This window comes from Nitrospira sp. MA-1 (assembly GCA_032139905.1).
Lineage (GTDB): Bacteria > Nitrospirota > Nitrospiria > Nitrospirales > UBA8639 > Nitrospira_E.
Window position 1 is genome coordinate 146,702 of record JAQJDB010000006.1, and the last position, 13,512, is coordinate 160,213.

Here is a 13,512-nt window from a genome sequence, read left to right on the forward strand (position 1 = left end):
GAGAACATGAACATACTGTTTATCGGAGATATCATGGGAGAGCCAGGCCGTCGGGTGATCCTAAAGCATCTATCAAGGGTTATTCAGGAGCATCACATTGATCTGGTTATTGGAAATGGTGAGAATGCGGCAGGTGGATTTGGCATCACACAGGAGGTTGCCGAAGATCTGTTTGATTTAGGTCTTTCAGTCATTACATTAGGCAATCATGCCTGGGATAAACGTGAAGCGTTAGAGTATTTGCAAAAAGAGCAGCGGGTGATCCGTCCCGCAAATTATCCCGATGGGGTTCCAGGAAAAGGTACGTGTATTGTAGAGACCGTTCATGGCGAGCGCCTAGGGATTTTACAGCTCATGGGTCGAGTGTTTATGCCCATGGTGGACTGCCCTTTTCGGGTTGCGGAACGCGAACTGGCTCAATTAACCACACAGACTAACTGTATTCTTGTGGATATGCATGCTGAAACCACATCAGAAAAAATGGCGATGGGGTATTTTTTAGATGGCAAGGTATCTGCGGTCCTTGGAACGCATACACATGTTCAAACTGCGGATGAACAAATCTTACCTCAGGGAACAGGGTATCTAACCGATGTCGGGATGACCGGACCTGTTCAATCCGTCATCGGAATGAAGCCAAACTTGGTCATTCAGAAATTTCTGACTCAACTCCCGAGAAGATTCGAAGTGGCGACAGGGCCTTCTGTCTTGAGTGCGGCGGTGTTAAATCTTAATCACTCAACTGGAAAAACCACTCACATCACGCGTCTTCGTGTGTTTGAGTAACCTAATCTTCGTGTCAGGGCTTTTCCCTTCAGTACTTACTGTCTCGACTCTCACCCGACAGATTTGTTCAACGTTCGAGAAAAATTTCCCACCACTCTGGGTGGAAGGGGAAATTTCTAATCTTCGATGCCCTTCTTCGGGACACCGGTATTTTACCCTGAAAGACCAATCAAGTCAGATCAGAGCTGTGCTCTTTCGCAGTCAGGTCGAACGCCTGAAATTTGCGCTTCAAGATGGTTTGGAGGTCTTTGTGTTTGGCCGCCTTTCGGTGTATGAGCCGCGAGGAGACTATCAATTACTCTTGGAAGCGGTTGAGCCTAAGGGCATTGGTGCGCTGCAATTAGCTTTTGTTCAACTGAAAGCAAAGTTGGAAGCCGAAGGGTTTTTTGAGACTATAGGGAAAAAGGTCCTTCCTCTTTATCCGCAACGAATTGGGCTGGTGACCTCACCTTCCGGTGCGGCAATTCATGATTTGTTGACCATCATTCACCGACGTTGGCCTCTGGCTCAAATTTTGATAGCTCCTGTTTCTGTGCAAGGGGATGAAGCTGCCGGACAAATCGCTAAGGCTATTGGAACGCTCAACCAAATTGGCGAATTGGATGTGTTGATTGTCGGGCGTGGTGGGGGGTCGTTAGAGGATCTCTGGCCTTTTAACGAAGAAATTGTGGTGAGAGCTATTGCCTCTTCCAGGATTCCGGTGGTTTCCGCTGTTGGCCATGAATCCGATGTGACGCTTGCGGATTTAGCCGCTGATTATCGGGCTCCCACTCCTTCTGCGGCGGCAGAATTGGTGGTTCCGGATTGTTCAACGGTTAGACGTTATCTGGGGCATCAACGGGTAGGGGTGGAACGGTCTATGAGGAGTTTCTGTGTGGCGTGGAGAGGGCAAATTCAGGAACTCACCGGACGATTGCCTGAGCCTAGACTCGTGCTTGGACAATTCGTGCAACAGGTGGATGAGTTAGAGCGGCAACTTTATGTAAAAATGGAGTCTTGGTGCCGGAGTCTCCATGTGCGGTTGCTGAAGCATCAGTCCACGATTTGGGAGAGAAATCCCCTGATTGACATTCGTCGGCAGCAACTGGCATTGATTGACCGTGGCATTCGCCTTGCTCGAGGAATGTCAGGGTGTATTCTTCTTAAACGCCACCAATCAGAATTGTGGATGTCCCAGCTAAATCAATTAAGTCCCCTTGCGGTCTTAGCGCGGGGATATAGCATTGTTCATAATCAGCAAAGTGGAAAAGTCGTGAAACAATCAACTGAAGTTTCTGTGGGAGAGTCAGTACGCACCAGACTTCATGAAGGTGAATTAATTTGTCTCGTAGAGCGTATCCATCCTTCAACTTAAGGAATTCCCTTTTGCTTCAGGTTCCAGCCTGGCTATAATACCTGTTTAGATAAATAGATGATGGTCTTCATAGTATAGAACCGAATCACTGACCCTCTACGGACAATTTTCATGGCTGTACTGAAATTTGAAAAAGCATTGTCCCGGTTGGAAACAATTGTGGCCGAGCTGGAACGCGGGGAGCTTTCCTTGGATGAGTCCTTGAGGATTTTTGAGGAGGGAGTCAAGCTCTCAAAAACCTGTCTGAAAATGCTGGATGATGCAGAGCGCAAAGTGGAGATCCTTGTCCAAGACAAGGATGGAAGAAAGCGTATACAGGCTTTTTCAGTTGAGGATTCCAATTTGCCGGAATCCTAGGTTTCTTTCACTACCATCTCTCTCAATCAGTAGGCTTCACATTGTCTGCTTCGTGGACATGAACATATGAAGGCTGTTCAGCCATCAGCCCCTTCTCGGAAATCCTCAAAAGAACGACTGGACTCCCTTGTCCTGAATCATGAGTTGGTCTCAAGCAGGGAACAGGCCTGTCGCCTTATTCTTGCCGGTCGGGTGAAAGTCGATGGGGTATTGATTGATAAGCCAGGTAAACTGGTTGCGACAACTGTTTCGGTGGAAGTGACGAAGCCGGAGTATGCCTATGCCAGCCGGGCAGGTGAAAAGCTGGCACCAGCCTTAGACGCATTTTGTATTTCTTGTTTAGATTTTGTGGTTATGGATGTGGGTGCCTCCACCGGAGGATTCACCGATTGTGTGCTTCAACGTGGTGCCAATCGAGTCTATGCCATTGACGTGGGGTATGGACAATTGGATTGGAGGCTGAGAACGGATCATCGGGTTGTGGTCATGGACCGTTGCAATATCCGCCATCTTTGCCCCAAAGATATTCCTGAGCCGGTTGATTTGGCGGTCATCGATGTTTCGTTTATTTCCCTTCGCTTGGTCTTGCCAGTGATTTTGCCTGTTCTGCGTGACCAGGCGTATCTTGTTGCATTGGTTAAGCCGCAGTTTGAAGTCGGGAAAGGACAAGTCGGAAAAGGAGGCATTGTCCGTGATGAACGATTGCGTGAGCAGGTGAGGGACGGTTTTGTGGATTATGCCCGTAGCCTGTGTCTTGATGTCATTGGTGTCATGGATTCCACGCTGTTGGGAAAAAAAGGAAACAAAGAAATGCTGGTGGGAATGAAAAAAAACGGGAAGATGAGTGCTGAAGGAAGCAAGCCAATTGCTTGCGGTAGTCCCCTACCCTAATTATGTAAAAGGAGAATTCTGGGCATGTCTACAAAAATTCTGGTGACCGGTGGAGCTGGATTCATTGGATCACATCTGGTTGACCGGTTAATTCAGGAAGGCAATGAGGTCATTGTTGTTGATAATCTCTCCACAGGGAAAAGAAAGAATGTCAATAAAAAAGCCCAATTTTACAAAATGGATATCCAGAGTAAACGGATTGAACGGGTATTCCGAAATGAGCGTCCCCTTATCGTGGTCCATCTGGCTGCGCAAATGAGTGTTCGCCATTCCACGGAGGATCCAAGCTTTGATGCGCAAGTGAATATTTTAGGGACCATCAATGTTTTAGAGCATGCCGTGAAGCAGGGCGTGCGAAAGGTGACGTTTGCGTCCTCGGGGGGAGTGGTCTATGGGGAACAGGGAGTGTTCCCGGCCGCAGAGTCGCACCGGACGGAACCTCTTTCTCCTTATGGAATTAGTAAACTGGCTGGTGAAAAGTATTTGGCCTATTACACCAATGCTACCGGACTCCGGTATGTGGCGCTTCGTTTTGCGAATGTCTATGGACCCAGGCAAGACTCTGAAGGGGAGGCAGGAGTCGTAGCGATTTTCTCAAAACAGATGCTGGATGGTGGTCAACCGATTGTCAATGGAACTGGGAAACAAACAAGAGATTTCGTCTATGTGGATGATGTGGTGGAAGCGATCCTGGTGACCTTAGGAGAAGATGTGCAGGGAATATTTAATGTGGGAACCGGGCAGGAGACGACGATCAACGAATGCTATGGAATTATTAAAAACTTAACGAAGTGCCAATGCAAAGATTTGTACGGAGCGGCAAAAAAAGGCGAGCAATTCCGAAGTGTGTTGGATGTGACCAAACTCCGAGAGGTATTTGGGTGGGATCCTCAGGTTACATTGGAGGAAGGGCTTACCCGGACAGTCGATTATTTCCGTGGAACAGAAAAGTAATTTATTAGGTGTAGGAGGATGATTGCTCCTGGTCAATCATCTGTTAATACCTGGGAACGGATTGATCGATCTCAATGGACCAGGCTTCAATTCCTCCAATCAGGTTTTTGACATTCGAGAATCCCTGTTGCAAAAGAAACCCTACGGCATCGGCGCTCCGCATTCCTTTATGACAGTACGCGACAATTTCAGCACTCGGGTCCAATTGTTTCAGGGAATGAGGAACCTGGCCCAAGGGAATCAGAACGGATCCCTCTATTTTTGCAATGGAGTACTCATGAGGTTCGCGTACATCCAATAAAAAAATCTGATCGCCTTTATCCATGCGCGCTTTTAAGTCGCGGACGGTGATGGTGTAACTCATATTGAAAGCCTCCTTACGTTTCTTAAGTAACTCCTTGTAGTCGAATCATCATAGCGGCTGAATTTTCGGGGTGTCAATTCCTTCTTCCTGCGAGTGAGAGGAGCAGAATAATGTCAGAACTGCCGGTCGTGTCGATTGAACACATTGCAAAGTTTGAAGGACAGGATATTACCATCAAGGGATGGATCCGCAACCGCCGTTCAAGTGGAAAGTTAAGTTTTTTGACGCTGCGGGATGGCACTGGAGATCTTCAGGCCATCCTAAGCAAGGCAGAAGTAGGAGAAGATCAATTTATCTTGAGCGGACAATTAACCCAGGAGTCTTCCGTCGTACTTGCCGGGAAGCCACGGAAGGATGTCCGTGCCCCGGGTGGATTCGAGCTGGATGTGTCGAAAATTCAGGTTATTCAAATTGCCGAACCCTTTCCAATCCAACCGAAGGAACATGGCACCGGATTTCTGATGGAGTATCGGCATCTGTGGCTGCGTTCACGACGTCAACATGCCATTTTACGAGTTCGCCATGAAATCATTCGGACCTGTCGAAATTTTTTTGATGATCGAGGTTTTACCTTAATTGATACGCCGATTTTCACCCCAAACGCCTGTGAGGGCACCACGACCTTATTCCAAACTCAATATTTTGACCAGGTAGCTTACCTGGCGCAAAGCGGGCAATTATATGGAGAAGCGGCGGCGGCGGCTTTTGGAAAAATATACTGTTTCGGCCCAACCTTTCGAGCTGAAAAATCAAAAACCCGACGACACCTGATGGAGTTTTGGATGGTGGAGCCGGAAATGGCATATGCCGACCTACCGGATGCCATGCAACTGGCGGAGGAACTGGTTTCCACAGTCATTCAGCGGGTGGTCGATACTCGCCGACCTGAATTGGAAATCCTAGAGCGGGATATTCCTAAATTAGAAGCCATGGTCAGGCCCTTTCCACGAATAACCTATGAGGAGGCCCTGACGCGTCTTCAGCAGAAGGGGGTCGCCATTCAATTTGGTGACGATTTCGGAGCGGATGACGAAACATCTTTGGCTCAAGAATTTGATCGTCCGGTGATTGTTCACCGTTATCCGGCTGCCGCTAAAGCCTTTTATATGGCTAAAGATCCAGAGAGGCCGGATTTGGCGTTATGTATGGATATGCTCGCCCCTGAGGGATATGGAGAAATTATTGGAGGGGGACAACGAATTCATGATTTGGATGAATTGCTGAAGCAGATTCAAGCTCACGACCTTCCTCAAGAAGCCTTTAAGTGGTATATAGATCTGCGGCGATATGGGACGGTTCCTCATGCTGGTTTTGGAATGGGAATTGAACGGGTCGTTGCCTGGATTTGTGGGTTAGACCATGTTCGAGAAACGATTCCTTTCCCCAGGATGCTCTATACGTTGTATCCTTAGAATGTCTATTGGGAATGACCTTGAGGTTCCCAAATATTTTTGGCACGGCTCCTGAATTTCTTTTTCCCTAGCTCCTGCCTTTTCACAGCATTTTTTGAATGCTTGACATCATTGGCAAGGGTTGTATACTTCCAGGTGTGGGAGGAAGTGGGGTGATTTCCACATGTATTGTAAAAATGAAACAAATCATGAATGAATGATGTTCATATACCGGTACTCGTCGAGGAAATCAGTTTTTGGCTTAATCCGCTTCCTGGTGGGGTCTATGTAGATTGTACAGTGGGATTGGGTGGAACGTCGCTGAAATTACTGGAAAAGTCTGGGAAAAATGCTCATATTATTGGTTTGGATCGTGATTATCAAGCCGTTGCTATTGCGAAAAAGACATTAAGTGAATATGAATCATCAGTAAATATAGAACATGGGAATTTCTCCCACATCAAAGATGTGGTTCAGAAGTCCGGCTATGAAAAAGTTGACGGGGTTGTGTTCGATTTAGGGGTGTCTTCTATGCAGTTGGACCAACCAGAGCGGGGCTTTAGTTTTTCCCAAAGTGGGCCATTGGATATGCGAATGGATCAAACTCAGAAGGTGACCGCAGCTGATTTGGTAAATCACCTCCCGGAAAAAGAGTTAGCGGATGTCATTTTTACGTATGGTGAAGAACGGTATTCACGTCGAATCGCCCGTGCAATTGTGCAGGCCAGAAACGTCAGTCTTATTCAAACCACCCAGGCCCTGGTAGCTGTTCTTGAGGGCGCGCTGCCCTATGCTTACAAAAAGGGGCGCTTACATTTTGCCACTAGAACCTTTCAGGCTCTTCGAATACGCGTGAATCGGGAATTGGATTTGATTGAGCCGGCCCTACGAGATGCTGTCGATCTGTTGAAGGAAGGCGGAAGGGTGTGTGTCGTGGCGTTTCACTCGTTGGAAGATCGTATTGTGAAACAAACGTTTCGTTCTATGGCAAAGAGAGAGCATCCAAGCGTTGCATTGCTAGTCAAGAAACCTGTGATTCCAAGTGTACTGGAAATTCAACAAAATCCTCGTGCCAGAAGCGCTAAGTTACGTGTGGCCGAGCGCCTTCCGGAAGGAGTAACCCTATGAGGAAAACTGTGTTCCTTGGCGTCATGATTCTTTTGGGGGTGTGGTGTCTCCTGTATGTTGGGGTCAAGATAGACATGTGGCGCCTAGGGTATGCCATTGAAGAGCTGGAATCTCAGCGTGCGGAATTCAAGAAACAGCAGGAAGGCTTGCAGGTTCGGCTGTCACAGTTAACGGATCCCCAACGAGTCGCTCAACGGGCGCAAAGTCAATTGGGACTCACCGTAGCTCAGGAGGGGCAGATTGTGATGGTCTCCCTGGATACATTACCCCCGTCTGAATCTGGTGAAAATTTTCCTGTTCGTTTAGTCCGTGAATTTTCCGATACCATCGTGAGCCTTCCGTGAAAAATCCCTCACCGGACATTCATCCCGTCTGTCGAATCCGAAGTGGCATTGTGTGTTTGGGGCTCCTTTGCGGGTTTGCGCTTATTGGTTGTCGACTTTTTTACCTACAGGTCCTTCAAGCGGATGTTGGGGCCCATCAGGCACAACAGCAACACGAAAAGACCGTGGTGGTTCAACCAGATCGAGGGGTAATTGTTGACAGCCAAGGACATCCATTGGCTCTCAATGTGGAAGTGGCATCCTTATATGTGAGGCCACCGTCCTTGAATGATCCACAACGAGTTGCCCGGTCATTAGCGCCGATCTTGCAGATGCCGGCCAAGGAATTACGTGACCTGTTCACACGAAATCAGCCTTACGTTTGGGTTAAACGCAATATTCCGGAATCCGTCGTCAAGGAATTAGAGGCCTTGAATATATCAGGATTGGGGTTGACCAAAGAACCGCATCGTTTTTATCCGAAGGGAGAATTGGTCTCTCATCTCGTGGGGTTTGCCGGAATTGATAGCCAGGGCTTGGAAGGGGTGGAACTTCAATATGAATCCTATCTACGGGGTGAAAAAAACCTGGTGAAATACCAAAGGGACGCGTTGGGCAGAAAGCTTGCTTCACCCCCAAGTCATGATTCCGTCCCCTTGTCGACTGGGTACCATCTCACTTTGACTATTGATGAGGTTGTTCAATTTATTGCGGAGGCGGAGTTGGCGCAAGCCTTAAAGCAAAGCGGTGCGAAGTCTGGAAGCATTGTGATTATGGATCCCTTAACCGGGGCGATTCTGGCGTGGGCACTTCATCCCACCTTTGACCCTAATCACCTAGGGCAGTTTTCCACGCAGGATTGGCGCAATCGAGTGGTGACGGATTCCTATGAGCCGGGGTCAACGTTAAAGATTGTGGTGGCAGCGGCGGCGCTTGAAGAGGGGGTGATGTCCCCAGACACGTTAATCTATGGTGGTGATGGAAAGATGTCGGTGGCGGGGACGATTGTCCATGATCCGGCAAAAACCAGTTGGATGACGTTTTCCGAAGCGTTGGCGCAATCGAGTAATGTGGGTGCGATCAAAGTCGCAATGGAACTCGGGCAAGGCAGGGTATTTCGGTATTTGAAAGCATTTGGATTTGGAGAAAAAACGGAAATTGATCTCCCGGGAGAATCCTCAGGGATTCTCCGAGACCCCAACAAATGGAGTGGTCGAAGCCTCTCTTCAATTGCCATGGGGCAAGAAATCGCCGTCACCCCGATACAAATGGTCACGGCCATGTCGGTAGTGGCTAATGGTGGTTGGCTGATGACGCCGTACGTTGTCTCCTCGATCCTGGACTCCCACGGACAGGCCGTGCTGACAAAAGATCCGCAACCCAAACGGCGACCCATCTCCCTTGAAACAACCACTACGTTAACTCGGATTCTCGAAGCCGCGGTAGAGGTAGGAACCGGCAAACGGGCCAGGCTTGCCGGTTATCGAGCTGCGGGCAAGACCGGGACCGCTCAAAAAATTGACCCGAAAACCGGGTCCTACTCATCTTCGCAAGTGATTGCCTCATTTGTCGGATTCGCACCAGTCGAGCGGCCACGCCTTGCCATGTTAGTCGTCATTGATGAACCGACGATCGGGAACTGGGGGGGAGAAATTGCCGCTCCGGTCTTTCGAAAGGTCGCAGAGCGAGTCTTGCCCCATTTAGGAGTGTTGCCCGGTGGATCCGCAGTTATTCGGACAGCAGCGGCCAATTCGCCCATTCCTTCACCGCAGCCTATTGTGCAGTAACCTGTGACGCTACGAGAGCTTCTTGCCTCATTGGATATGGTGCTAAGTGAAGGAGATCTTCAGCCTGAGGTTCTGTCCATTACCGAAGACTCCCGGCAAGTAAAGCCTGGTTCGGTATTTGTGGCAATCAAAGGGGAGCACTATGATGGGCATCAGTTTGTGAGACAGGCTCAACAACAAGGGGCTGTTGGTGTGGTGGTGGAAGAGGACTTTGAGAGGCATGCCCCACTGGTAGGAGGCGCGACAGCTCTCATTAAAGTGAAAAACTCTCGAAAGGCGTTGGGTTTGTTGGCGGCAAAATTGTCCGGTCTGCCTTCTGCCCATCTGCACATGGTGGGAGTCACGGGGACGAATGGCAAAACGACGGTGACGTATTTAGCCAAATCCCTGCTGGAAGCTCAAGGACATCGTGTGGGGCTGTTGGGAACGGTAGGCTATGTGTTCGGGACCGAACATCGTGCGGCGTCACATACCACCCCTGCTTCTGTCGAGCTACAGGACATGTTAAAGGCCATGGTGAATGCCGGGTCGGATGCCGCGGTCATGGAAGTTTCTTCCCATGCGTTGGCTTTAGATCGGATAGCCGGTTGTGAATTCGACATAGTCGTGTTTACCAATCTGACGCAAGACCATTTAGATTTTCATCACACATTGGATGCCTATTTTCAGGCCAAACTCCGCTTATTTACAGAATGCGTCGATAGCGGACAGAAGACCCGCCCCAAACGAGCCCTTGTCAATGCGGATGATGAACGGGGGCCACTAATTCTCCAACATTGTTCGATTCCAACTTGGACCTATGGGCTCCATGCCCACGCAGACATCAGAGCGGAAGCCATCCGTCTCTCCATGGGAGGAACGGACTTTCGGGTGAACAGTCCCCATGGCCTGTTGAGGATCAAGAGCCAATTGGTGGGCGAGCATAATGTGTCTAATATGTTGGCGGCCATCGGGATTGCACTGGAAATGGGCATGACGGTTCCGATGATTGAACAAGCCGTGCAGTCAGTGGCGAATGTTCCTGGACGATTTGAACGGATCAATGAAGGCCAACCATTTACGGTCGTCGTGGATTACGCCCATACCGAAGATGCCCTGTATCGGTTGCTTCGAGCGGCAAAGGCTATTACAGAAGGACGAATCATTACCGTGTTTGGCTGTGGGGGCGATCGGGATGCCGGGAAAAGACCCAAGATGGGGCAGGTTGCGGCACGACACAGCGATGTGGTGATCGTTACGTCCGATAATCCACGAACGGAAAATCCTCACACAATCCTGACTCAAATCGAACAGGGGATTAAAGCTCTGCGTCCGGAAGAACGGTGTTCGTATCAGATCATCGCCGATCGAGCCGAAGCCATTCATGCCGCAGTGTCAGAAGCCAAGGGCGGAGATCTGTTGTTGATAGCAGGGAAGGGGCATGAAGACTACCAAATTCTTGGCACTCAGAAAATTCATTTTGATGATCGTGAAGAAGCCAGGAAGGCGATCCAACGACAGATGAGTTCCAGGTAGCTCAGACCACCCGATATGGCAGCTTTTGAGATAGACGAAGTGCTCGATGCGACTGAGGGAAAGCTGATCCTCCAGGGAGCCCAGAAACGAAAAATGCTTCGAGTGCAAACTGATTCGCGGGAGATTAAATCCGGCGATCTGTTTCTGGCCTTGAAAGGGGAGAAATTCGATGGCCATGATTTTGTGAAAACGGCCTGCAAACTGGGAGCCCGAGGAGTGATTGTTGAAGGGGCGCGGGCCGGAGAGATGTTGACGCAGGTGCGTCGGGCTGGCTTGGGTCCCGTCATGGTGGTGGAGGTAAAAAATACTCTGCGAGCCTATCAGGGCCTAGCCAGATTTCATCGATTGCGTTTTTCAATTCCTGTGGTGGCCATTACCGGCAGCAATGGAAAAACCACGACGAAGGAAATGGTGTATCAAGTCCTGGCGACCCGCTGGCGCGTTCATAAAACGCAGGAGAATTTTAATAATGCCATCGGCGTACCCAGGACCCTCCTGGGCCTTCACGCCGGACATCAGGCTGCGGTGATTGAAATGGGGGTGGATCAAGTGGGACAGACCACCCAATTGTGTGACATGACCAGACCGACCGCAGGGGTGATCACCAATGTCGGTCCCGACCATTTGGAATTCTATGGCACGATGGCCAGGTCGGCGATATCGAAGGCTGAATTATTGGATTGGCTTCCTCAAAGTGATGGTGGGGCAATCCTGAATGCGGACGACCGATATTTTGGAAAGTTTTCCCGGAAGGCAAAATGCCCTGTGATCTCATTTGGGTTCTCGGCCCAGGCGGATGTTCGTGCGGCCGACTCGGAATGGAACGGCCGGCGAACGGCATTTCGCCTGTTCTTACCTCATCGTAAATTGGCCAAGAGGGCGAGTGTGCGAATCATGGGCCCGCACAATATTGCCAATGCCCTGGCCGGCGCGGCAGTGGGCTGTGCCATGGGGTTGTCGGGCGATGACATTGTTTCTGGATTACATAAATTTCGCCCAGCTCCGATGCGGTCGGAAATTCGCCGGTGGGGTGGAGTGCTGTATCTCTACGACTGTTATAACGCCAACCCGGCTTCAGTCAAAGTCGCCTTGGAGTCGTTGGTTGGTCTGAATTCCACTCGTAGGACCATAGCCGTATTGGGGGACATGCTTGAGTTGGGTCCTAAAGAAGCTCAGTTTCATCAGGAAATTGGACGCGAGGCGGCAAAACTCCATGTGACCCATTTAATTGCCTGTGGGGCGTTTGGACACAACATGTCCGAAGGTGTTCAAAACGTGCACGGACCCACTCAGGTGTCCGTGGTCAGGGATGCCATGGAAGCCGGAGCCTTGCTGAAAACAATGGTGAAGCGTGGCGATGCCGTCCTCATTAAGGCCTCTCGTGGCGCAAAAATGGAACGGGTGCTCGACGCCGTCCGTCCTGGGTCATAGCCTGCCTGGATCGGGCCGGATGCCATGGCCAAAGGGGTCTCCGATAGTGAAATGTCTAACTGAAATGATACATGAGCAACGATATCCGGGCGGAGCCTTCTTTCCCTCTCCCCGAAGAAAGTAAATCCTAATGCTGTATTTATGGCTGTATCCCCTTCATACCGAATTTGCCATCTTCAATGTGTTTCGCTATCTCAGTTTCCGCATTATTTATGCGGCGGTGACCGCCTTCCTGATTGTGTTTTTCCTTGCTCCTCCCATGATCAAAAAATTGCAATCATTGAAACTGGGGCAAAAAATCCGGACTGATGGCCCGCAATCCCATCTTGGAAAATCCGGAACCCCGACGATGGGAGGCCTGCTCATCATCTTTTCGGTTTTGCTCTCAACCGTGTTATGGGCGGATATCACCAATTTCTATGTCTGGTTGGTTCTCTTGTCGCTGGTGGGTTTCGGGCTGATCGGATTTGTGGATGATTACATTAAAATATTACGGGGCCAATCCAAGGGATTAACGGCCACACAAAAAATTGTCGGGCAGGTAGGAGTGGCGTTGGGCATTGGGATGTTTTTTTATCTCTCTCCTGGCTATTCCACGGAACTCAGTGTGCCGTTCTTTAAATCCTTCACTCCGGATTTAGGAGTGCTCTATATCCCCTTTGCCATTCTGGTCATTGTGGGGTGTTCAAATGCGGTGAACCTCACTGACGGGTTGGATGGGCTGGCCGTCGGACCGGTCATTATTTCTTCCATGGCCTATACCGTGGTGGCCTGGGCCGTTGGAAATAAATTGGTTTCAGGATATCTCCTTGTCCCTCATATCGAAGGAGCGGGGGAACTCGCCATTCTGACGGCCTCTATTGTCGGAGCGGGATTGGGTTTTCTCTGGTTTAACACCTATCCGGCATCCGTCTTCATGGGCGATGTGGGATCCTTACCCCTTGGTGCCGCCTTGGGGACGGTGGCAGTGGTGTGCAAGCATGAATTGTTATTGATCCTGGTTGGCGGAGTCTTTGTGATGGAGGCGGTGTCGGTGATTTTTCAGGTGGCATCGTTTAAGTCCAGGGGGAAGCGAATTTTCCTTATGGCGCCGTTACACCATCATTTTGAATTGAAGGGATGGGAAGAACCCAAAGTGGTTGTGCGTTTGTGGATCATTGCGATCATTTTGGGCCTCTTAAGCATTAGCACATTGAAACTACGCTAATCAGAGGATTGTTGTGGAGCCCTG

At 49.7% G+C, this 13,512-nt stretch carries 13 protein-coding genes; 12 read left to right on the top strand and 1 reads right to left on the bottom strand.

Annotated features, from left to right (window positions below; translation table 11 throughout):
* Positions 1-6: 6 nt before the first annotated feature.
* The 5 genes from PJI16_08050 to PJI16_08070 all read left to right on the top strand — a co-directional run bounded on the left by PJI16_08050 (position 7) and on the right by PJI16_08070 (position 4,342).
* Entirely contained in the window at positions 7-786 is a 780-nt protein-coding gene (locus tag PJI16_08050) for a TIGR00282 family metallophosphoesterase (protein MDT3777509.1), read from the top strand.
* Between the two features lie 10 nt (positions 787-796).
* Entirely contained in the window at positions 797-2,140 is a 1,344-nt protein-coding gene (gene xseA / locus PJI16_08055; protein ID MDT3777510.1) for an exodeoxyribonuclease VII large subunit, read from the top strand.
* 111 nt (positions 2,141-2,251) lie between these two features.
* Positions 2,252-2,497, top strand: coding sequence for an exodeoxyribonuclease VII small subunit (gene xseB, locus PJI16_08060; GenBank protein MDT3777511.1), 246 nt, complete (start codon positions 2,252-2,254; stop codon positions 2,495-2,497).
* 66 nt (positions 2,498-2,563) lie between these two features.
* Positions 2,564-3,388, top strand: a complete 825-nt coding sequence (locus PJI16_08065) for a TlyA family RNA methyltransferase (protein MDT3777512.1) — start codon at positions 2,564-2,566, stop codon at positions 3,386-3,388.
* A gap of 24 nt (positions 3,389-3,412) precedes the next feature.
* Entirely contained in the window at positions 3,413-4,342 is a 930-nt protein-coding gene (locus PJI16_08070; protein ID MDT3777513.1) for an NAD-dependent epimerase/dehydratase family protein, read from the top strand.
* Between the two features lie 43 nt (positions 4,343-4,385).
* On the opposite strand, the gene PJI16_08075 is transcribed toward PJI16_08070, so the two are convergent.
* Complete coding sequence (locus PJI16_08075) at positions 4,386-4,706, bottom strand: rhodanese-like domain-containing protein (protein MDT3777514.1); 321 nt, start codon at positions 4,704-4,706, stop codon at positions 4,386-4,388.
* 110 nt (positions 4,707-4,816) lie between these two features.
* Here PJI16_08075 and asnS point away from each other — a divergent pair, with 110 nt between their 5' ends.
* The 7 genes from asnS (at position 4,817) to mraY (ending at position 13,488) form a co-directional block, all read left to right on the top strand.
* The gene (gene asnS / locus PJI16_08080; protein ID MDT3777515.1) at positions 4,817-6,118 is read left to right on the top strand and encodes an asparagine--tRNA ligase; all 1,302 of its coding nucleotides are present in this window, start codon (positions 4,817-4,819) and stop codon (positions 6,116-6,118) included.
* 192 nt (positions 6,119-6,310) lie between these two features.
* Positions 6,311-7,225 carry a 16S rRNA (cytosine(1402)-N(4))-methyltransferase RsmH gene (gene rsmH, locus PJI16_08085; protein MDT3777516.1) on the top strand — a complete coding sequence of 305 codons (915 nt, stop codon included), beginning with the start codon at positions 6,311-6,313 and terminating at the stop codon, positions 7,223-7,225.
* Positions 7,222-7,569, top strand: coding sequence for a hypothetical protein (locus tag PJI16_08090; GenBank protein ID MDT3777517.1), 348 nt, complete (start codon positions 7,222-7,224; stop codon positions 7,567-7,569). Before rsmH ends, PJI16_08090 begins: the two co-directional genes overlap by 4 nt.
* A complete protein-coding gene (locus PJI16_08095) occupies positions 7,566-9,335 on the top strand; it encodes a penicillin-binding protein 2 (protein MDT3777518.1) in 1,770 nt (589 codons plus the stop codon). The genes PJI16_08090 and PJI16_08095 overlap by 4 nt, the downstream gene beginning before the upstream one ends.
* A gap of 3 nt (positions 9,336-9,338) precedes the next feature.
* A complete protein-coding gene (locus PJI16_08100) occupies positions 9,339-10,850 on the top strand; it encodes a UDP-N-acetylmuramoyl-L-alanyl-D-glutamate--2,6-diaminopimelate ligase (GenBank protein MDT3777519.1) in 1,512 nt (503 codons plus the stop codon).
* Between the two features lie 15 nt (positions 10,851-10,865).
* Positions 10,866-12,281 (top strand): UDP-N-acetylmuramoyl-tripeptide--D-alanyl-D-alanine ligase, encoded by a 1,416-nt coding sequence (murF, locus tag PJI16_08105; protein ID MDT3777520.1) that lies wholly within the window; start codon positions 10,866-10,868, stop codon positions 12,279-12,281.
* 130 nt (positions 12,282-12,411) lie between these two features.
* Positions 12,412-13,488, top strand: a complete 1,077-nt coding sequence (gene mraY / locus PJI16_08110; GenBank protein MDT3777521.1) for a phospho-N-acetylmuramoyl-pentapeptide-transferase — start codon at positions 12,412-12,414, stop codon at positions 13,486-13,488.
* The last annotated feature ends 24 nt before the right edge of the window (positions 13,489-13,512 follow it).

Excerpts from the sequence above, each read along its gene's own strand:
- PJI16_08050 (MDT3777509.1), top strand. The coding sequence starts at position 7 with ATGAACATACTGTTTATCGGAGATATCATGGGAGAGCCAGGCCGTCGG.
- PJI16_08065 (MDT3777512.1), top strand. The coding sequence starts at position 2,564 with ATGAAGGCTGTTCAGCCATCAGCCCCTTCTCGGAAATCCTCAAAAGAA.
- rsmH (MDT3777516.1), top strand. The coding sequence starts at position 6,311 with ATGAATGATGTTCATATACCGGTACTCGTCGAGGAAATCAGTTTTTGG.
- PJI16_08090 (MDT3777517.1), top strand. The coding sequence starts at position 7,222 with ATGAGGAAAACTGTGTTCCTTGGCGTCATGATTCTTTTGGGGGTGTGG.
- xseB (MDT3777511.1), top strand. The coding sequence starts at position 2,252 with ATGGCTGTACTGAAATTTGAAAAAGCATTGTCCCGGTTGGAAACAATT.
- asnS (MDT3777515.1), top strand. The coding sequence starts at position 4,817 with ATGTCAGAACTGCCGGTCGTGTCGATTGAACACATTGCAAAGTTTGAA.
- murF (MDT3777520.1), top strand. The coding sequence starts at position 10,866 with ATGGCAGCTTTTGAGATAGACGAAGTGCTCGATGCGACTGAGGGAAAG.
- PJI16_08075 (MDT3777514.1), bottom strand. The coding sequence starts at position 4,706 with ATGAGTTACACCATCACCGTCCGCGACTTAAAAGCGCGCATGGATAAA.
- PJI16_08070 (MDT3777513.1), top strand. The coding sequence starts at position 3,413 with ATGTCTACAAAAATTCTGGTGACCGGTGGAGCTGGATTCATTGGATCA.
- mraY (MDT3777521.1), top strand. The coding sequence starts at position 12,412 with ATGCTGTATTTATGGCTGTATCCCCTTCATACCGAATTTGCCATCTTC.